Below are 20,571 nucleotides of genomic sequence, written 5' to 3'. Positions count from 1 at the left end.
GGCGAGCTATATCGAGGGAACGTTGCGAGGCGGCTATCAGCAGACCGCATTCCCCGATAGCGTTTGAGGAGCAGTCCCTTCATGATCGGTGGCTTGGTGAGTTGATGGTTGAACAAGATGGTGCGCAGAGCAAAGACGTTGTGAGCGAGATGAGTGTCGCGCAGCTGCGTGAGTGGCTTCGCAATTGGATCGCCAACGCGACCGGTCAGCCGGCGGGTTCGATCACGGACGATCGCCCGATGGAAGAGTTCGGGCTCGCCTCGCGGGACGCAGTCGCTCTGAGCGGAGACATCGAGGATCTGCTCGGCGTCACGCTGACCGCCACGGTTGCCTATCAACACCCCACCATCGCTTCGCTGGCTACTCGGATCATCGAAGGTGAGCCCGAGGCGCCGGAGGAGACCGTCGACGCCTCGTACTACGTCTCAGGCGGCGCGACGGACGCTCACGACATCGCCATCGTCGGACTGTCCACACGATTCCCCGGTGCCGGGCACACGCCTTCGGACATGTGGGAAATGCTGGCGGACGGACGCGACGGCATCAGCGACCTCCCCGAGGACCGCTGGGCCGAGTTCATGTCGGATCCCGCCATCAAGGCCGCGGTCGAGAACGCGAACACCAAGGGCGGGTACCTCGACGACGTCAAGGGCTTCGACGCCGAGTTCTTCGCGATGTCTCCGCTCGAGGTCGTCAACGTCGATCCGCAGCAGCGCCTCGCACTCGAACTCGCATGGGAAGCACTCGAGCACGCTCGCATTCCGGCCAGTGGGCTCAAGGGCAAGCAGGTCGGTGTTTTCATCGGCAGTTCCGCCAACGACTACCAGCTGCTCGCGGTCAGTGATCCGACGACGGCGCATCCGTACGCGTTGACCGGAACGTCGACGGCCATCGTGGCGAACCGGGTCTCGTACTTCTTCGACTTCCGTGGACCGTCCATCGCTCTGGACACCGCGTGTTCGTCTTCGCTGGTTGCCGTTCACGAGGCTGTGCGCTCGCTGCGCAGCGGTGACTCCAACATCGCGCTGGCCGGTGGCGTCAACATGCTGCTGGCCCCTCCCGGAACCCTCGGTTTCGATCAGACCGGGATGCTCGCTCCCGACGGAAAACTGCGTGCCTTCTCCGCTCAGGCTCAGGGAATCGTTCGCAGTGAGGGCGGCGGACTCGTCGTGCTCAAGCGCCTCGAAGACGCCGAGCGTGACGGAGATTCCATCCTCGCGGTGATCGCCGGATCCGCGGTCAACCAGGACGGCCGTTCCAACGGTCTGCTCGCACCCAATCCCGATGCCCAGGCCGACGTGTTGCGTTTCGCGTACCGCGACGCCGGCATCGTGCCGACCACCGTCGACTACATCGAGGCGCACGGAACGGGTACCGATCTCGGTGATCCCATCGAGGCCGACGCGCTCAGTCGTGTCGTCGGTCGTGGTCGTGACGAAGACAAGCCGGCTCTGCTCGGTAGTGCGAAGACCAACTTCGGGCACCTGGAAGCAGCTGCGGGCGCCGCCGGCCTGATCAAGGTCGTTCTGGCGATGCAGGAAAACAAGATTCCCGCGACGATCAACTACCTGGGCCCGAACCCGCACATCGACTTCGAGAAGTCGCACCTGCAGGTGACGCCCGAGGCCACCGACTGGCCGCGCTACACCGGCAAGGCTGTCGCCGGTGTCTCCGGTTTCGGTTTCGGTGGAACCAACGCGCACGTCGTGGTCAAGGAGTACGTACCTGCCGACGCGGTAGTCGATGAACCGGTTGTGGATGCCCCGGTGGTCGACGAACCGGCAGCAGAGAACGAGAGCACCGTTGTGCTGGCCGTGTCCGGCGCGCTGCCGTCGCGTCGTCGCCGCGCAGCCGCTGATCTGGCCGACTGGCTCGAAACCGAAGAGGGAAGCAAGACGCCCCTCGCCGACGTCGCCCGCACACTCGCGCGTCGCAACCACGGACGCTCGCGCGCCGCTGTTCTGGCGCAGACGCGCTCCGAGGCCATCAGCTCGCTGCGCGCCGTCGCCGCAGGCAAGCCTGCTCAAGGAGTCTTCTCCGCCGACTCGCCGTCGCCCAAGGGCGCGGTGTGGGTGTTCTCGGGCTTCGGCTCGCAGCACCGCAAGATGGCCAAGCAGCTCTACACGGAGAACTCGGTCTTCAAGGCGGCCGTCGACGAGGTCGACGCGCTGATCCAGGACGAGGCCGGTTACTCGATGGTCGAGATGTTCCTCGACGATTCGATCGAGTACAACGTCGAGACCGCGCAGGTGGGAATCTTCACCATCCAGGTCGGTCTGGCCGCGTTGCTGCGTCACCACGGCGCCGAGGCCGAAGCCGTGGTTCCGCACTCGATGGGTGAGGCCGCTGCCGCGTACGTTTCCGGCGGCCTGAACCTGGAAGACGCTGTCCGCGTGATCTGTTCACGTTCACGGCTGATGGGTGAGGCCGAGGGCGCACTTGTCGGTGACGACATCCGTCTGATGGCTCTGCTCGAGTACAGCGCATCCGAGATCGAGGCGCTACTGCCCACGTACCCCAAGCTCGAGGTCTGTGTTTACGCAGCTCCGACGCACACGGTGATCGGTGGACCGCAGCCGGACATCGAGGCGATCGTCGCGGCCGCCGAGGCCGACGGCAAGATGGCGCGTGTCCTGCAGACCAAGGGCGCCAGCCATACTTCGCAGGTAGATCCGCTGCTCGGTGAGCTTGCCGCCGAGTTGGCCGGTATCGAGCCGACCACGTTGAAGCTCGGCGTCTACTCGTCCGTCGACAAGGACACTTTCTACCGTCCCGGTCACGAGCCGATCCATCAAGAGGCGTACTGGGTCAAGGGTCTTCGCCACAGCGTGTACTTCACCAATGCGGTACGCGGTGCAGTTGCCCACGGCCACACCACTTTTGTCGAGCTTGCACCCAACCCGGTGACGCTGATGTCGGTGGCGGCTACCGCTTTCGATTCGGGCCTGCACGACATGGAGCTCATCCAGACGCTTAAGCGTAAGGAAGACGAGTCCGCGGGTGTTCTTGCCGCTCTCGCGCAGCTGTACGTGCACGGCCATGCCGTGAACCTCGAGTCTCTGCTTCCCGCAGGCGATTTCGCTTCGGTTCCGCGTACCGCATTCCTGCGTAAGCCGTATTGGCTCGACATTCGCGTCAGTGCCGGCGGTTCGGCTCGCGTACCCGGTTCGCACGTCGCTCTGCCCGACGGCCGCCACGTGTGGGAGGTCGACGCATCCGCCGTCACCGACCTGGCGGTGCTGGTGAGCGCCGCTGCCGGACAGGTGCTTTCGGATGTCTCTCTGACCGCTGCTGTTCCGCACGGTGAACTGGCCGGTGCTTCGACCCTGACCACGACACTCAACCCGCATCCGGGTGGAGCGTCGGTGCAGGTGCACGCTCGTGAGGGCGCTACGTTCCGTCTGCTCTTCGACGCCGTCGTCACGTCGGGTGAGCCGCTGCCCGAGCTGGTCGTCAGCGCGCCGGTCAAGACCAGTGCGCCGATGGAATCCTTGGCCGAGGTCGTCGAAGACGCCGGAGACAAGTGGGATCCGAACGGTTCGCAGAGCCTCGACGACCGCCTCAAGATCGTGGTTGCCGAGTCGATGGGGTACTCGCCGGAGGATCTGCCGGCCGAGGTTCCGCTCATCGAACTGGGTCTCGACTCGCTCATGGCGATGCGTATCAAGAACCGCGTCGAGTACGAGTTCGACATTCCGCAGCTCCAGCTCCAGGCAGTCAAGGACGCGAGCCTCAACGAGGTCAACAAGTACCTGCGCTACGCGATCGACAATCGCGAAGAGGTTCAGGCGATGGCCGACAAGCAGGCCGCGGAGAAGTTGGCGGCCGACGCTGCTGACGAGGACGTTGCTCCCGCCGAGGTGGCAGTGGAACTACCTACCACTGCTCCGGTTGCTGCTGCGCCTTCCGATCCTTCTCGAGCCGGAACTGCCGACGACGCAGGCTCGGACGTTCCGCCGCGAGATGCGGCCGAGCGCTTGACGTTTGCGACGTGGGCGGTTGTCACCGGGAAGTCGGCCAAGGGCATCTTCAACGATCTGCCGATCGTCGGTGACGAGGTCGCCGAGAAGCTTGCTGCTCGGCTTTCCGAGCGTGCCGGTGGCGAGATCACTCTCGACGACGTTCTCGACTCCACCACCATCGAAGAGCTTGCGGACGTCGTTCGCCAGTACCTCGAGGACGACGGCAAGATCGACGGACTCGTGCGTACTCTGCGTGCCCGCCCCGAAGGTTCCACTGCCGTACCGGTATTCGTCTTCCATGCTGCCGGTGGTTCGACGGTGACGTACGAGCCTCTGCTCAAGCGCCTGCCCGCCGGCACGCCGATGTACGGATTCGAGCGGGTCGAGGGCTCGATCGAAACCCGCGCTGCTGCTTACGTTCCGCTGCTGCGTGAGATCCAGGGCGACGGGCCGTACGTGCTGTGTGGCTGGTCGTTCGGTGGCGTGATGTCGTATGCGGTCGCGAAGTTGCTGCGCGAGCAGGGTGCCGACGTGCGTGTGGTCGGGCTGCTCGACACCGTCATGGCCGGCGAGGTCGTGCCGGACACCGAGGCGGAACGACGCAAGCGTTGGGAGCGCTACGGCAAGTTCGCCAAGCGCACCTACAACCTGGATGTGCCGCTGCCGCTTGACGTTCTGGCTTCCACCGAAGCCGACGAGGATCAGATCCAGATCTTGATGGACATGATCAAGATGAGCGGCGCCAAGATTCCCGGCGGCATCATCGAGCATCAGCGGACGTCGTGGTTGGACAATCGCGCCATCCAGACGGCCGAGTTCAGCAGTTACGACGGCGACGTCGTGCTCTACATGGCTGACAAGTACCACGACGAGCTGATGACGCTCGAGCCTGCATTCAAGACCCGCAAGGCAGATGGTGGTTGGGGTGACTACGTGAAGAACCTCGAGGTCGTCTACATCGGCGGGGACCACCTGCAGATCGTCGACGAGCCGTACATCGCGAAGGTTGCGGCAGACCTCACCACCAAGCTGGCCCAGATCGAGACAGCTCAGACCAAAGCAGCGGAAACCGGAGTTCAGAAGTGACGACAACCACCGCGGAGAAGCTCGCTGAACTCCGCGAAAAGTTGGAGAAGGCAAAGGAACCCGGCTCGGCTCGGGCCATTGCCAAGCGCGATGCAGCAGGGCACAGCACGCCGCGCCAGCGCATCGACATGTTGCTCGACCCCGGTAGCTTCATCGAGATCGGTGCCCTGGTGAAGATGGCGGGCGAGGGCAACCCGTACAGCGACGGCGTCATGACCGGTCACGGAACCGTCGACGGGCGTCCGGTAGCCGTGTTCGCGCACGATCAGACGGTGTTCGGCGGTGCCGCCGGAGAGATGTTCGGCCGTAAGGTCGCAGCTGTCAACGATTTTGCGCTGAAGGTGGGCTGCCCGGTCGTCGGTATCAACGATTCCGGTGGAGCTCGCATCCAGGACGCCGTTTCCTCGTTGGCCTGGTACGCCAACATGGGTTCACGTCAGGAGCCGTTGTCCGGCCTGTGCCCGCAGATCTCGGTCATCCTCGGTAAATGCGCCGGCGGTGCCGTGTACGCCCCGATCAACACGGACGTCGTGGTCGCGACCGAAGAGTCGTACATGTTCGTCACCGGACCCGACGTCATCAAGTCGGTCACCGGCGAAGAGGTCAGCCTCGAGGACTTGGGTGGAGCCCGCAAGCAGGCGGAGTACGGAAACATCCATCACGTCGCTCCCGACGAGAAGGCTGCCTTCGACTGGGTGCGTGAGTACCTGAGCTTCATGCCGTCGTCGTGCCAGGAGAAGGCGCCGCTGATCAACCCGGGCCTCGAACCCGAGATCACCGAGTCGGATCTCGAACTCAATGCGTTCATGCCGGATGCCGACAATGCCGGCTACGACATGCACGACATCATTCTGCGGATCTTCGACGACGGCACTTTCCACGAAATCGGAGCCCAGGTCGCGCACAACGTGATCACCGGATTCTCCCGCGTCGACGGCCTGCCCGTCGGTGTCGTGGCCAACCAGCCCACGTACCTCAGCGGCGCCCTCGACGCGGACAGCTCCGACAAGGCCGCCCACTTCGTGCGTCTGTGCGACGCTTTCAACATCCCGCTCGTCTTCGTCGTCGACACACCGGGCTTCCTTCCCGGCGTCGATCAGGAAAAGGTCGGCGTCATCAAGCGCGGCGGGCGTTTCCTGTTCTCGTACATCGAAGCCACTGTGCCGAAGGTGACTGTGGTGGTTCGTAAGGCGTACGGCGGCGGTTATGCCGTCATGGGCTGCAAGCAGCTCGGTGCCGACATCAACCTCGCGTGGCCGACCGCTCGTATCGCCGTGATGGGCGCCGAGGGTGCCGTCAACATCATGGGGCGGCGTCAGCTTGCCGAGGCCGGCGAGAATGCACCCGCGGTGCGTGCTCAGCTGATCAACTTCTACAACGAGTTCGTCGCGACGCCGTACATCGCGGCGGAGCGCGGATACATCGACGCGGTGATCGAGCCTTCGCAGACGCGTCTCGAGATCCGTAAGGCTCTGAAGTTGCTCGCGGACAAGACGATCTTCAAGAACCCGCGCAAGCACAACTTGATGCCGCTCTAGTTCTTTTTGTCACCGAGGGCGTCGAACTGGCGGCGTAGCGCTTCTATCGCCGCCAGGACGGCCGGCCTTTCGCTGTCTGTCCGCCAGGCGAGGTAGATGTCTCGGCCGAGCGGCGGAACCGTGTCGAGCATTCGAACACCTTCCGGCGGTACAACTCTCGCCAGACGTGGAATCAATGCGACGGCGAGGCCCTGAGCGACGAATTCGACCTGGGTGGGAAACTCGGCGACCTCGTACTCGATTCGTGGGTCGAACCCCTGCGCGCGCAGGGTCCGGACGGTGAAGGTGTGAAAGTCCGTTCCCCGTGTCCACGTCGCCCAGGCATGCTCGGACAGCTCGCTGAGCGCGACGACCTTGTTCTCCGCCAGCGGATGTGACGTCGGGAGAGCGAGCAGCGCCACGTCGTCGTACACGGGCGTGAAGGAGAGTCCGTCGGGAAGTTCGACGGGCAGAGTGCTCCAACTGTCGACCACCACGACGTCGAGGTCGCGGCGAATCAGTGCGGGGAGCAGTTCTTCGGATTCGCCTTCGTTGAAGGTGATTTCGAGCTGGGGGTGCGCGTGCCTGATTTCGGCGATGGCTCGCGGCAGCACTGTCCTGCTGGGGGAGACCAGGGCGCCGATACGTACGCGGCCCGTCACCTCGCTCTGCAGCGACGCGATTTCCGCCTCGGCCTGGGCGAGCGTCGAGAGAACCTCTGCGGTTCGGCGCGCGAGGATTCGGCCCGCTTCGGTGAGTCGCACACCGCGGCCCTGCGGTTCGAGGAGCGGAACACCGACCTCTCGCTCGAGCTTGTTCAACTGCTGCGAAATTCCGGAGGGTGTGACATGCAAGGTGCGGGCGGCAGCCGCTACTGATCCGTTCTCGGCGACGGCGTGCAGGGCGCGAAGTCTTTCGAGATTCAACACAGTAGTAATGCTACCGAATATACGGTCTGAACATTTGCTTGTGCTGAATAGTTAGCGGCAGGAACATTGTCGAGTGACCACACTGACCTCCGCGACCGCGCAGACATCGACACCCACCCGAACTCCTCGGGGGCGCATCGACCCTCGACTGCTGGTCGTCGGAGGCGCAGCTGCGATCTCGATCAGTTCGCTCCTCATCAAGCTGGCCGATGTGGGGCCCTCGACCGCCGTCTTCTTCCGTTGCTTCCTGGCCTTGCCGCCGCTGTTGTGGTTGGCATGGCGGGAGTACCGCCGGGTGGGCAAGCCGAGCCGGCGGGCAGTCGTTCTGCAGGTGCTCGGCGGTCTGCTGCTCGGACTGGATTTCGCGTTGTGGTCGCAGTCGATTCTGATGATCGGCGCGGGGATGGCGAGCGTCGTCGTGAACGTGCAGGTGCTCGTGGTGCCCGCACTGTCCTGGTTGGTGTTCGGCCATCGGGTGCCGATGCGGTTCGTCTTCGCCCTGCCGTTCATGTTCACGGGAATCGCCTTGGCGGGCGGCGTGTTCGGGGGCGGGGGAACCGGCGACGACTTGATGTGGGGAACGGCGCTCTCGCTCGTCTCCGGAATCGCCTACGGCGGCTACATCTTCGTGGTCGGCCGGACGGGCGAGGCGGATCGGGCAGCGAGCCAGGTGTTGATCTCGACGACGTCCGCGGGCATCGCCGGGTCCGTCATCGGATCACTGTGGGGCCGGATCGATTTCGTCCCGGGCTGGGAAGCGTTCGGCTGGCTCGCGGCACTGGCACTGGTCGGCCAGGTGTTCGGCTGGATGCTGATGGGGAACTCGCTCCCTCGGCTTCCCGCCGAGGTGGGCGCGACGCTCCTGCTCATGCAACCGGTTCTCGCCGTGCTGCTGGCAGTTGTGCTGCTCGGCGAACGGCCAGGCGTTGGGCAACTACTCGGGTGCGTCGTCGTTGTCGGAGCGGTCTCGGCCGTCTCCGTACGTCGCACCCGAGCAGTCACCCGAGTAGGTAGCGCAGGCTAATGCACCCGCATCTCGCCGGGCATCCACATGCCCGAGCGGGTTGCGGTGCCCGTCTCCACCTCTGCCGGAACCGCATTGGGGAAGTACCGGTCGTAGCGCTCGAGTGATCCCCAGTCCCGCGCCCAGTCGTCCTTCAGGTACGTCGGAACCGTCGTCGCACCGGCAAGAACCTCGGTGAATCCGAGCGGGCCACCGTTGTCCGCGGACTGCCAGGTGTCGGTGGAACTGACCGCAAGAGGACGGTCCGGGAGGATGCGGAAGTTCGGCATCTCGGCCACGCCGTTCTGATGTGTGAACGGACGTTGGCACGGGAACTGAAGGCCGACAGCCCAGTCCAGAAGCACCGGCTGCTCGTTGCCGATGTACGAGTTCAGGGACTCGAGCTTGGGCACGCGCGGTGGCGTGAATGCCATCCACTGATCGCCTGTGAGGTTGGGATCGAACGCGACCACCCGAACGGCGTCGGCGTCCGGCGCGAGTTCGTCGATCGGGATACGGACATTGCGCCACGACGGCGCGGGTCCGATGTCTCGCGGCATGTACGAACCCTGAACCTGCACGGTTCCGTCGGGCTGAGTCTTGCCGTACTCGACCAACAGTGACTGGCCGTACGTGATCGCACCCGTGTTGTCGACGGACCACACACGCCCGGCGACGGACATGACCACCAGCGGTGATTCTTCACTGCGAGTGGGCAATCCGTACCAACTCGAGATGAGGGAAGCAGGTTCCTGCACGCCGGGCTGGTAGCTGCCCATGACCGGTGTCTTCGACGGATCGAGGCCGAAGGGGAGCTTGGCCGTGCTGCCGTTGACGCCGACGTTGCCGGTGCCGCCGCTGGTTCCGGCACCGGAACCGGTGGCGAAGGTGGGACCGACACTCTGGCTGTCGGTATTGCCCATGCCCTGCTTGACTTCGATGTAATCCGCAGTCAGATCGCTGGGAACCCCATTGGGGGAGAAGCCCTTCGAATCAACTCCGGACAACGGATCCTCGGCGTTGAATCCGGGAGCGGTCAGAGGCCGCAGATTCCCGGAATTGACGTCGGTCTCGACCAGAACGTCCTCGGCCATGCCGCAGGTCTTGCCCGCGAGTGCCTCGATGTTGCTTCGGCCCAGCGAGTACGCCGGGTACTGCGACACTGCGCCCTTGAGTAGCGAGAGCACCTCGAACAGGACCATCAGACCGGCAATCACGGTGAGGGGAGCGGCCGCGAATTTGCGAATTCGTCTGCCCTTGGCCGTGTTCGGCTTCTCGGGCGGGGCTGCGAATCCCTCACGCAGGTACTGCCAGGCGGCAAACGCCAAGGCGAGAGCAAAGAGCGCGAGGAACAGGGTGTTGGATTCACGGCCGTCGTAGGAGATGGTCTTGTCGAACCACGGCACGCCGTAACTCGAGACGTACCAATAGCCGTTGATGCCGGCGAACGTCAACGCGAGCATCAGGAGCAGTCCGGCCACGAACACCGATCGGTTACGACGCGAGCGCAGGGCGGACGCGGACACGGCCACGGCGGTCAGCGCGGCGAGAGAACCGGCGATGCCCGCGTACGCACCGAAGTGGTGAGTCCACTTGGTGGGGTTGAACATCATCAGGAACATCGTGCCGAAGACGACGCCGACCAGGCGCCACGACGGACCGGTTGCCGCGCCGGGGACGCGGCCGCGGCGCAACAACACGAAGAGCGTCGTGAAGAGGCACAGGATCATCGTCAAGAACGCGAAGCGTCGGGCAACCGAGCCGTCGACTGTCTGGACGAAGAGGTAGTAGTAGCGCAGGAAGTCCTGGTACCACTCGAGATTGGGGCCGATGATCGTTCGGACGCGCGTGGCTTCCATGACACCGGCAAAGGTCTGGTCGGCGAAGATGACCACCAGCACGATGGTTCCGGCAGCGGCGATCGGAGCGAGAAGCGGCAGTGTGCCGACCAGTCGGTGACGTTTGACGACGATGCGTACCAACGGGCGCACACCGGCGAGAAGGGCTGCGATACACATCAATCCGGTGGGTGCGGAGGCAAGAGTGAAGGCGCCGATCAAGATTGCCGTGGCCGCGGGCAGCAGACGTCCGGTGGCGATGGCGCGCTCGATGGAGCACCAGGTGAGCAGTGCGCCGAGAGCCACGATGGGCTCGGGACGAAGACCGTTGTTGTACGCCAGCCAGAAGGACAGGAACACCAGACCGCCGGTCCAGAGGGCGACGTTGCTCCGGCGAACCGCCCGGCCGAGACGCGGGACGACCTCGCGGCTGATGACCATCCAGCAGAGGATTCCGGCGAGCAGAGCGGGCAGACGCATGAACGGGCTCGCGGTCGAGATCTTCGCCATCACGGCCAGCACTTCGTAATACCAACCGAACGGGGCCTCGGGAACGCCGAACCAACGGAAGTAGTTGGCCATGTATCCCGCGTCCGGTGAGACTCGGGCCATGGTGAGGAGGTAACCGTCGTCGGCGGTGTTCGCGCCGATGAAGTGCCACACGACGAGCGTGCCGACCACCACTCCGTCGATACCGGAGAACTTCCACCAGCGTGCGGGCAGGAAGCGTCGGTGCTTGCGGCCGTCGGTGCCGTCGAGGCGAGCCAGGGCGACCAGCGCGACGATGGTCGAGAGGACGGCCACGATCATCGCGACCAGCTTCAAGACGCTGGGGCTCGACGAGAAACGTGAGTCGATCGTCATCGAGAAGCCGAGGCCCTCGGGGGCAGCGCCGTCGGGCAGGTCGCTGAAGACGCCGACCACCTGCGGGCGGAAGTCACCGTCGAGCTGGCCACGAATCGGGTTGCCGTCGGGATACGTCAGTCCGACGAACTCTGCCGTGGTTCGGTTGACGTCGGAGCTGAACGCGATGGCGCCACAGCGACTGGACTCGACGTCCTCGCGTGCCGCCGAAGCGACGACGACGTTGCGATCGAGCACGTCGACGCTCGTCGCGGACACCCGGACGAACATCGACGACAGTGCCGCGCCGTCGCCCTGTGCAGGTGCCGTCGACAGCAAGATGCCGCCGCCCTCCGGCAGCGAGCTGACCGCGGTACAGGGGATCGATGCGTTGACGTCGATGGGAACCTGCGCCATCAGCGGTGCCTCGACGTCGCCGATCACGCCGTTCTGCGGCCAGTTGACCGAAGCCGTCGTCTGCACGACGGGAAGCAGCGGAGTTGCCAGTGCGAGCACGAAGCCGAGCAAGCCGGCGATGATCGCGACCCATCGCGTGCGATGGAAACGCTCGCGGGCATCCTGACCAGCAGGAGGCGGCGAACTCGAAGTCTGAGGTGAAGCTGTCACGGCGTCGGGCACGGCTACCGATGGTATGTCAGGGCTGAGCGTGGACCTACCGTGCCCAGGTGGTTGGTAGGTCCACGCGTAACAGTTACGACTGGTAACGAATCGGGCCCGGTGTCCAGGTGCCCGATCGGGTCTCTGTGGTGACGTTCATTTGCGCGGGAACCGCGTCCGAATCGAGCGGTGTGTACTGCTCGAGCGATCCCCAGTCACGATCCCAGTCGTTGTCCAGATAGGTCGGCAATGCCCTGGCCGAGAGCAGTTCGGTAGTCCAGCCGAGCGGTCCGCCGCCGTAGTGGTCCTGCCAGGCGTTGGTGGACTCCGCGCCGATGCGGTCGGGCAGGATGCGCCAGTCGGGGATCTCGGCGACGCCGTACAGGTGATCCACCGGACGTTGGCACGGGAAGGCCAGACCGACAGCCCAGTCCATCAGCACGGGATCGGTGGATCCGACGACGTCCTGCAGCGTGCGCATGGTCGGCACTCGTGGCGGTGTGACCGCCAGCCACTGGTCGGCGCTGATGTCGGTGTCACTGGCCACCAGACGCACGGTGTCGGCGTCTGCGGGCAGCTGATCCATCGGAACGCGCAGGTTGCGCCACGACGGCGACGGGCCGATGTCGATCGGATCGACACGTCCCAGTGCGTCGACGCTCCCGTCGGCCTGCTTCTTGCCGTACTCGACCTGCAGCACTGCGCCGGGGGTGACGATGCCGTCGGAGTTGACGTAGCGGATGCGTCCGGCGGCCGCGACGGTCAGGAGCGGTGCGGCGTCGTTGCGCTCGGGGAGTGAATACCAACCGGTGGTCAGTGACGCGTTCTGAGGTGCTCCGTAACTACCGAGCACCGGGGTTTTTGCGGGGTCGAGCCCGAACGGGAGCGCGACGTTGCTGCCGTTGACGCCGGCCGTCGACTGCGAGCCACCGGCGGTGCCGGATCCGGTTCCCGGCGTGGTGGTGCCGGACTGCGAGGTCGAGGTGTCGAGGCTGTTTGCACTGCCTGCCGTCGAGTCTTCTGCGTCGGCCGTGAGGTCGCCTGCAACCCCGTCCGGCGAGAACCCGGTTGATTCGCTCGCACCGAATGCACCCGCGCCGGCGAGATCGGTGGGCCGATCCGTCAATTGCAGAACGCCGGCGTTCGGATCGGACTCGACGAGTACCTCACCCGCGAGACCGCAGCTTCCGCCGAAGACGGATTCGATGTTGGACTTGCCGATCGAATACGCGGGGTACTGCGCGACCGCGCCCTTGAGCAGGGACAGCACCTCGAACAGCACGACCGCTCCGGCCGCGATGGTCAACGGTGACGGGGCGAGAAGGCGAAGTCGCCTGGTCTTCTTGACGCTGTCCTCTGTGCCGTTTCGCCGGCGCGGCTCCATGACGTGGTACCACGCGGCCAGCAGCAGCGCGAGAATCGTGAGGCCGAGGAAGGCCGTCGAGAATCCCTTGCCGGCGATTGACGGCGGCTTGTCCCACCACGGGACGCCGTAACTCGAGACGTACCACCAGCCGTTGGAGCTCGTGAACGCCACAGCGAGGATGAACAGGATGCCGGCGGCGAACAGCGCGCGGTTTCGTTTGGAACGCATGCTCGACGCACTCACACCGACGGCGGCGAGGACGGCCACCGTGGCGGCCAGACCGGCGTACACACCGAAGTGGTGAGTCCACTTGGTGGGGGTGAACTGCATCAGGAGCAGCGACGCGAACACGATGCCGAGGATTCGGCGGGAGGGCCCGATAGCGGTGCCCGGGATCCGGCCCTTGCGCAGGATCATCATGACGCAGAAGACGAGTCCGACGATCATGACGAACATGCCGAAGCGGCGGGCCAGTGAGCCGTCGGGGGAGATGGTCATCAGTGCGTCCCAACGCAACCGTTCCTCGAACCACGGAACGTTCGGCCCGACGGCCGTTCGCACTCTGGTCGATTCGAGAACTGTCGCGAGGGTTTGATCTGCGAAGACCGCGACGAGCACCACGGTTCCGGCGGCGAGAATCGGCATGATCTGGGACAGGAAGCCGACGCGTTTGCCGCGGGCGATCAGGATCTGCAGGATCGGCCGGGCGCCGGCGATCAACGCGCCGATCGCGATCAACCCGGAAGGTCCGGCGGCCAGCGAGAATGCGGCGATCAGCACGGCCATCGCGGCGGGCAACAGACGTCCGGTAGCGATGGCGCGTTCGATGGAGCACCACGTGAGCAGAGCGCCGAGGGCGATGATGGGCTCGGGGCGCAGGCCGTTGTTGTACGGCAACCAGAAGGCGAGGAACACGAGCCCGCCGGTCCAGATGGCAACCTTGTTGCGGCGCACCGCAACACCGAGTCGCGGGATCACCTCGCGGCTGATCACCATCCAACACAGAATGCCGGCGATCAGCGCGGGCAGGCGCATCCACATGCTCGCGGTGCTGACCTTCGCGAACAATGCCAGCACGTCGTAGTACCAACCGAACGGCGCTTCGGGGACTCCGAACCAGCGGAAGTAATTGGCCATGTACCCGGAGTGCTCCGAGACCCGGGCCATGCCGAGCAGGTAACCGTCGTCGGAAGTGTTGGCGCCGAACACATGCCACAGCGCCAGCGTGCCGATAACCAGGGCATCGATGCCGGTGAACTTCCACCATCGCGCCGGCAGGAACCGCCGCGCACGACGGCCGTCGACGCCGTCGATCCGGTGCAGTGCGTACAGCGAGACGATGGTCGAGAGCGCCGCCACGATCATCGCGAACAGTTTGAGAAGTGTGGGGCTGGACGAGAACCGGGAGTCGACGTCCATGTGGGCGGATAGTCCGGCGGGCGCTGCGCCCTGCAGGTCGGTGAAGATGCCGACAACCTGTGGGCGGTAGTCACCGGTCAGGGTGGTGCCGACGCCGTCGATTCCGGTGACCGCCGCGACGGTCTGCTCGGAGTTGGTCGTGATGGTGATCGCCGTGCACCCGCTCAGTTGATCGAGCGGGGTCGAGATCAGCACCGAATCACGGGTGAGTGCTTCGAGGCGGTCGGCAGTGGTGCGGACGGTGAGGCCGCGGGCGTTTCGGTCCGGCGCACCGTTCGGCATGGTCGAGAGCAGTGTGCCGCCGCTGCCGCCCAACTGGCCGAGGGTGGAACAGGGGATGCTGATGTCGAGCGATGTGGGCGAGTAGGAGATCAGCGGCGACGAAACGCTGTTGACGGTCCCACCCTGCGGCCAGTCGATGCTCGCGGCTTCCTGCTTGACGGGCAGGAAGGGCGTCGCGAGTGCAAGAAGCAGGCCCAGAAGGCCGGTGACTATCGCGATGAGTCGTGCCGTCCGGACTCGCTGGGAATCCGATTCTCGGGGAGCTTCGGGGCCAGTGGGCACGGGTTTCGGGGGCACTACTACTTCAGACGGCACAAGGAACGATGTTAGGCGAGTGCGGGCCCACACATCCTGAGAGAACTACTCAGGATGCAACTTCCTGTTCGGATTGTGGTGTTTCAAGTGTTCGGGCGATGGTGTCGAGTGAAATACCCAACACTTCCGCGACCGCGCTGATGGTGAAGAAGGCGGGTGTCGCGATGCGTCCGGTTTCGATCTTGCGCAGCGTTTCGACGGAGATGCCGGCGTCGAGCGCTACCTGAACCATGCTTCGGTCCCCCCGCGCCGATCGCAGGAGTTCACCCAGTCGTAGTCCTCGTTCGAGTTCTTCCGCCGTCAGCGGCACGCGCACCATGTGCTTATAGTAATACCGGTATAGTTATTCGACAAGGAAGGTGTTCGAAATGGTCGAAATCAAGACCGCAGGGGAAATCGACGCGATGGCGGCGGCTGGGAGAATCACGGCGCAGGCTCTGGCTGCGGCGCGTGAAGCGGCAAGCGTCGGGGTGACGTTGCTCGAATTGGACGCCGTTGCCGCGGAGGTTATTTCGGCGGCCGGCGCCTCGGCGCTGTTCTTGAACTACCGGCCGGCAACGGCACCGACGCCGTTCCCAGGCGCCATCTGTGCGAGTGTGAACGATGCTGTGGTGCACGGTATCCCGAATGAGTACCGGCTTCGCGACGGTGACCTGGTCAGCATCGACTGCGGCGCGAGACTCGACGGTTGGTGTGGTGACTCCGCCATCAGCTTCACTGTCGGGCGGGGGAGTAGTGAGGATCAGGCACTGATCGACGCGACCGATGAGGCACTTGCCCGTGGCATTGCCGCTGCCCAGCCCGGAAACCGATTGGGCGACATCGGTGCCGCGATCGGACAGTACGCGCGTGGCCGCGGGTACGGCATGCTGGCCGATCACGGTGGGCACGGCATCGGCCGCGAGATGCACGAAGGCCCGGACGTGCCCAACGAAGGTCGAGCAGGCAAAGGCTTCCGGCTGCGTCCCGGCCTGGTCATCGCCATCGAACCGATGCTCATCGCCGACGGAACCGACGACTACCGGCACGACGCCGACGGGTGGACCCTTCGTACCGTTTCGGGCGCCCGGGCTGCGCACAGTGAGCACACGGTCGCGATCACCGAAGACGGTCCGGTGATCATGACCCGCTGATCAACCCGCTCAGCTCTGGTTGGAGGTCTTGCCGCTCACGAGGTCTCGTACGTCCCACACCCACACGTCGTCGACGCGCTTGGCGTCGAAGCCGACCAGCTCGTCGACCGTGTGGCGCAGGGCGTCGTCGCCGGAGAATCGGGGAAGCACCAGTACGTCGGCGTGCCAGTACCGCAGGTCGGTCAGTGCGTTCGCTCTGGTGCCCACGTCGATCAACGGGACCTTGCCGGTTTGTTTGGCATTGACCAGCAGGGTCGAGGTGGGCCGGGACTCGGCGCCGTAGATTCCGGCGCGGGTCTTCGAATCCGGGCCGACGAAGTACCCGCCGGCGATGGGGAAGCCGAAGTCGGCGTCGACCTGCCAGCTCAGTGCGCGGGCGTCTTCGGCGCTCGCGACGGGAACCGTCACCAGGGTGCCGTCGCTGACGTAGTTCTCCCACGAGCCGCTGGTGATGAATTCGGGCGTCGCAGATCGCTGATCGGCGTCGATGGGGGTCGGGATCAGGGGAATCATCGCGACGGCGAGAGCCACCAGCCAGACACCGGCTGCCGTGCGGCGCGGTCCACGAAGTTCGACAAAAGCGCGGTAGGTGCCGAGGGTGAGCAGCAGCCCGATCGCCGGAATCGCGCCCATCGCGAATCGGGATTCGAGCACCGATTCGAACAACGGCAGGTCGGCGAGGAGTTTCCACGGCAGAGTGATGCCGGTCTTGTCACCGTCGATGGTCAGTTCGGAACCGAGTGAGAGCACACCCATGACCACGATCACGGCGGCAGCCGCGCGGGTCAGGCGGATGCGCCACAGCCACACCGTTGCACCGAGAAGCAGGAGCACCAGCGGCCATCCGAAGTACGCGTTCTCCTCGGTCGGGTTCATTCGGAACTCCGCGCCCTCGGGGTCGCCCGCAACCGATTCGGTCGGGAACGTGGTGAGTGCAGCGGTGTCGTTGCCTGCCTGACCGTGTGAGACGCCGTCGTAGCTCGCTGGGCCGAAGAACTGCGACCACAGCGGCACCGCGGTGATCAGGAGTGTGGCCGCGCCGCCGATCACGAGGCCGGGCATCGCGCGCTTGATCGCCTGGCGCGACTTGGCCAGGCCGGGCAGTGCATAGGCGGCGCCGAACACCATGGCTGACATCGTGAAGATGAGGAGCGGTTCTTCGCCGAGGAAGATCTGCCAGGCGACGAGTAGGCCGAGGACGACACCGTCGCGAACCGGACGCTTGCCGTTCGAAATGCGCACTACCTGCAAGAATATGAACGGAAGTACGAAGAACGCGACGAAGTTCGGGTGGCCGTTGGCATGCGAGATCATGGCGGGCGCAAATCCGCAGAACCCCGCTCCGACGGCGGCCGCGATCTTGGAGCGGACGGAGACGCCGGTCAGCACGTGCCGCGAGAATGCCCAGTACCAAGCGATGGCGGTGCCGCCGAGGCCGGCGGTCAGCCCGATCGCATACGTGGCGGTCGGTCCGAAGATCAGCGTGATCGGGGCCAACGGGATACTGATGCCGAACATCGCGGTATTGGCCATCAGGTTCACGCCGAGTGGATAATTCTGCAGGTCACTGAACAGTGGGCTGCGGAACTGGGCGAGGGCGTGAGCGGTATCGGCGAAGAACCATTCCCACATGGCCTGGTCGCGGCCCGCGTTGAACAGATAGCCGGACTGCAGATCGCTCCACAGGTTGGACATCACGTAGATCGCCGCGACGGTGAACGTCGCCATGATCGCGAGGTCGACCAGACGACCGCGCTGGACGACCGAGCGCCGCACTGCTGAACGGACTCGCCCTGGACGTGCTTCTTCGAGCAGTTGGACGTCGGGCAAGGTCTCGGTCATGCAGTCGGTGCCTTTCGGTTCTGGCGCCCATCCCTGAAGTGGCGATCTCAGAAGTTCGGGGTGGCCTACTTAGGTCTCGATTCGATAACTTCCACTGTTAGAGTAACGAACAAAACGGTTCGCGTCCGCGAGCGGGCGCAGTCAGCGGGACAAACCGGTCCGCCCGACTTGTCCGGAAAGTAATGTTTTCGTGCACCGTTTGACGGGTTCGTGACCGGGGTATCGCAACAAGGATCTTGCTCGCGTTTGTTCAGGCAGCCCCGACGAATCCCATCCTCGACGAAGAGTTGGAACCTACGTCCGGGGCCTATACCGGATGGGATGGTGCTTGTGCATGTCGAAGACAGCAGTTCGTAGTAGCGCAGTAGGAGCAGTGGCCTTGTTGGCCGTTGTCCTGGGGGGTGGGACGGCGTCGGCAGGCGTTGACAACACCAGTTCGATCACCGACGTCAAAGGGAATCGGATAGAAGTCTTCCAGGCTGATACCGCTATCCACGTCTTTCCGCCTCTCGACAGCTCACCGCTGAGTGTCGAGTTCTTCCACGACGGGGTTGCCGGCGTGAAGATCGACGGGCCGGACGCGGCAAGCTTCACCGGAACGAAGCTGACGATCGGTTATCAGATCGGTTACCCGATCGCGCTGACCGGCGCGACGGTCGTTCTCAACAGTCCTGGTCTCGACTGGGCAGTCGAGAGTGGAACCAACCTCGGGATCGGTCTGGTTCCGGATTTCGAACTGGGCCTGGATATTTCCAATGGGTTCGTCATCGGTGGTGACATCATTCCGTCGCAGGAACTGGACGTCGACCTGGCGCCGGGCGGTATCACCGACGTCGCACTGCTCGAAGATCAGGAGTTCGACGGTCCCGAAGCCGCTGTCCGTCTGTCCGGAGTTCACGGTTATGTACAGGGAGCAATCGGTCCGGTGACCATCAGGCCGTACGCGAAGGCTGTCACGTCGAATGGCGATACCGTCGTCACTTACGGTGTACCGCAGAGGCTTTAGCGAAAGCGGATGCTCCCGCCGTCACGCTGCAACAGCGTGATGGTGGGAGTTTTCCGCGTTCCGTGTGGTCGAATCGGCGCCACGAATCGGCGAAGCGTCCGCCCAGTGGGCACTACGGGAAACACTGACGAGTTTCGCGACCAACCGTGCCGCGATCCACACGAGGTACACGGCGGTGATCAGAAGCAGAAGTGCCCAGTCGTGCGCGAAGAATCCGACTATCCCGCCGATCGTGAACGCGAGGGCGACGAAGACGACCCGTCCGCCCACGTCGGTCTCGACCAGATATTCGGGTTCGATCGGATCGTCGGGTTCACTCGATTCATCGACGTCCTCGGATGACTCGGCCCTGGACTTCTGGTGGTGTTCGGTGGGGATCTCGAGTAGCTCGCCCCATTCGAGCACCGCAACGGTGTGCGCGGTGTCGGTCGGGATCGCGCGGTAGTCGCGGGACTCGGACACGTCGATGAGAGCCCTTGCCAGAGTGAGTACTTCGATGCGATTGCGAATCGCGACGCTCAACACTTCATGGAAAGCCTGTTCGCGCCCGAACGGTTTGCCGCGCGCAATGACCAGAACATGCTCTGCGGAATCGAGAACTGCACGATGCGGTACAAGCTCGCGGCTTTGCGCAACGAGTTCGCTCACTGTCATCACCTACCCCGCCGGTGGTTGATGCGGCCGTTTGCTCGACTGCGCTTGGAGGGGCTGAGTACCCCGGCGGTTTCGGAAACAAACTCGCCGGACAGCGTGTCAGATTTGCGCAGCCGGGGCCGAGAGTGCTCCGAGGCAACTTTCGATCAGGTCGGCAACGATCACGTGAGCACGTTCGCGGCTGTCGACGCGGCCTTCCCACGTGGCAAAAGTGACGACGGTGAGCACGGTCAGAGTTCCCGCCCGAAGTTCGGCGATCTCTGCCGGTAACGAGGACGCAGCAACGATCCGCCGCTGAACTTCGCGGAAACTCTCGGCCTGCATGTGGTCACGGATAGTCGACGACATCGCCGGGTCGAAGATCGACTGCACCAGGAACCGCGCGTACAACGTGCCCTCGCGGTAGATGGTCTGTTCCGCCAACGGCAGGACGAGAGCCTCGACGAGGGCACGCATCGTCGGTGGATTCGCGTCGAGATCGATCGTGTCGAGCAACTCACGACGACGCTCACCGGCAGGTCGCATTCTGGACTCGACGACGGCCGCCAGCAAACCTTCACGTGACCCGAAGTGATACTGCGCAGCCGATTTGTTGGCCTGCCCGGCTTCGGTCTGAACATCACGAAGAGTCAGAGCGGCCAGACCTCGCTCGGCAACCAGACGCTCGGCTGCATCGATCATCGCCGCTCGGGCATCGGTTCGGGGCACGGTATGAAGTTAGGGGTGCGTCGGGGTCGCGTCAACGACCCCGACGGTAA

General features: G+C 64.5%; 12 protein-coding genes. 5 read left to right on the top strand and 7 right to left on the bottom strand.

The genetic code is table 11. The annotated features are described in order from the left end of the window. The first annotated feature begins 104 nt into the window (after positions 1–104). Together pks13 and RhoBH5_RS21790 are read left to right on the top strand one after the other, a co-directional pair. Positions 105–5,048, top strand: coding sequence for a polyketide synthase Pks13 (gene pks13 / locus RhoBH5_RS21795; protein WP_270008778.1), 4,944 nt, complete (start codon positions 105–107; stop codon positions 5,046–5,048). Then, positions 5,045–6,586, top strand: a complete 1,542-nt coding sequence (locus tag RhoBH5_RS21790; protein ID WP_003943957.1) for an acyl-CoA carboxylase subunit beta — start codon at positions 5,045–5,047, stop codon at positions 6,584–6,586. The genes pks13 and RhoBH5_RS21790 overlap by 4 nt, the downstream gene beginning before the upstream one ends. Here the strand turns inward: RhoBH5_RS21790 and RhoBH5_RS21785 are convergent. Next, positions 6,583–7,494: a LysR family transcriptional regulator gene (locus RhoBH5_RS21785; protein WP_065351773.1), complete on the bottom strand. Its 912-nt coding sequence runs from the start codon at positions 7,492–7,494 to the stop codon at positions 6,583–6,585. The genes RhoBH5_RS21790 and RhoBH5_RS21785 overlap by 4 nt on opposite strands. Positions 7,495–7,567: 73 nt before the next feature. Between RhoBH5_RS21785 and RhoBH5_RS21780 the strand changes: the two genes are divergently transcribed. After that, the gene (locus tag RhoBH5_RS21780; protein ID WP_270008777.1) at positions 7,568–8,518 is read left to right on the top strand and encodes a DMT family transporter; all 951 of its coding nucleotides are present in this window, start codon (positions 7,568–7,570) and stop codon (positions 8,516–8,518) included. Here the strand turns inward: RhoBH5_RS21780 and RhoBH5_RS21775 are convergent. The 3 genes from RhoBH5_RS21775 to RhoBH5_RS21765 all read right to left on the bottom strand — a co-directional run bounded on the left by RhoBH5_RS21775 (position 8,515) and on the right by RhoBH5_RS21765 (position 15,497). Next, the gene (locus RhoBH5_RS21775) at positions 8,515–11,817 is read right to left on the bottom strand and encodes an arabinosyltransferase domain-containing protein (RefSeq protein ID WP_270008776.1); all 3,303 of its coding nucleotides are present in this window, start codon (positions 11,815–11,817) and stop codon (positions 8,515–8,517) included. The genes RhoBH5_RS21780 and RhoBH5_RS21775 overlap by 4 nt on opposite strands. 73 nt (positions 11,818–11,890) lie before the next feature. Beyond that, positions 11,891–15,145: an arabinosyltransferase domain-containing protein gene (locus RhoBH5_RS21770; protein ID WP_007731809.1), complete on the bottom strand. Its 3,255-nt coding sequence runs from the start codon at positions 15,143–15,145 to the stop codon at positions 11,891–11,893. Between the two features lie 82 nt (positions 15,146–15,227). After that, positions 15,228–15,497, bottom strand: a complete 270-nt coding sequence (locus tag RhoBH5_RS21765) for a helix-turn-helix domain-containing protein (protein WP_003943854.1) — start codon at positions 15,495–15,497, stop codon at positions 15,228–15,230. Positions 15,498–15,546: 49 nt separating this feature from the next. Between RhoBH5_RS21765 and map the strand changes: the two genes are divergently transcribed. After that, entirely contained in the window at positions 15,547–16,311 is a 765-nt protein-coding gene (gene map, locus RhoBH5_RS21760) for a type I methionyl aminopeptidase (RefSeq protein ID WP_054831533.1), read from the top strand. Positions 16,312–16,320: 9 nt separating this feature from the next. Here the strand turns inward: map and RhoBH5_RS21755 are convergent, their stop codons facing one another. Beyond that, on the bottom strand, positions 16,321–18,153 hold the full coding sequence (locus RhoBH5_RS21755) for a glycosyl transferase (protein WP_270008775.1): 1,833 nt from the start codon (positions 18,151–18,153) through the stop codon (positions 16,321–16,323). Between the two features lie 334 nt (positions 18,154–18,487). Between RhoBH5_RS21755 and RhoBH5_RS21750 the strand changes: the two genes are divergently transcribed. After that, on the top strand, positions 18,488–19,159 hold the full coding sequence (locus tag RhoBH5_RS21750; protein WP_003943954.1) for an MspA family porin: 672 nt from the start codon (positions 18,488–18,490) through the stop codon (positions 19,157–19,159). Positions 19,160–19,180: 21 nt separating this feature from the next. Here the strand turns inward: RhoBH5_RS21750 and RhoBH5_RS21745 are convergent, their stop codons facing one another. Next, the gene (locus tag RhoBH5_RS21745; RefSeq protein WP_231915915.1) at positions 19,181–19,813 is read right to left on the bottom strand and encodes a hypothetical protein; all 633 of its coding nucleotides are present in this window, start codon (positions 19,811–19,813) and stop codon (positions 19,181–19,183) included. A 99-nt stretch (positions 19,814–19,912) separates the two neighbouring features. Next, positions 19,913–20,521 (bottom strand): TetR/AcrR family transcriptional regulator, encoded by a 609-nt coding sequence (locus RhoBH5_RS21740; protein ID WP_003943927.1) that lies wholly within the window; start codon positions 20,519–20,521, stop codon positions 19,913–19,915. Between the last annotated feature and the right edge of the window lie 50 nt (positions 20,522–20,571).

The organism is Rhodococcus sp. BH5, assembly GCF_027583855.1.
Lineage (GTDB): Bacteria > Actinomycetota > Actinomycetes > Mycobacteriales > Mycobacteriaceae > Rhodococcus_F > Rhodococcus_F qingshengii.
Note: the sequence above shows the minus strand (reverse complement) of the source record. Positions and strands in the feature narration are given on the sequence as shown.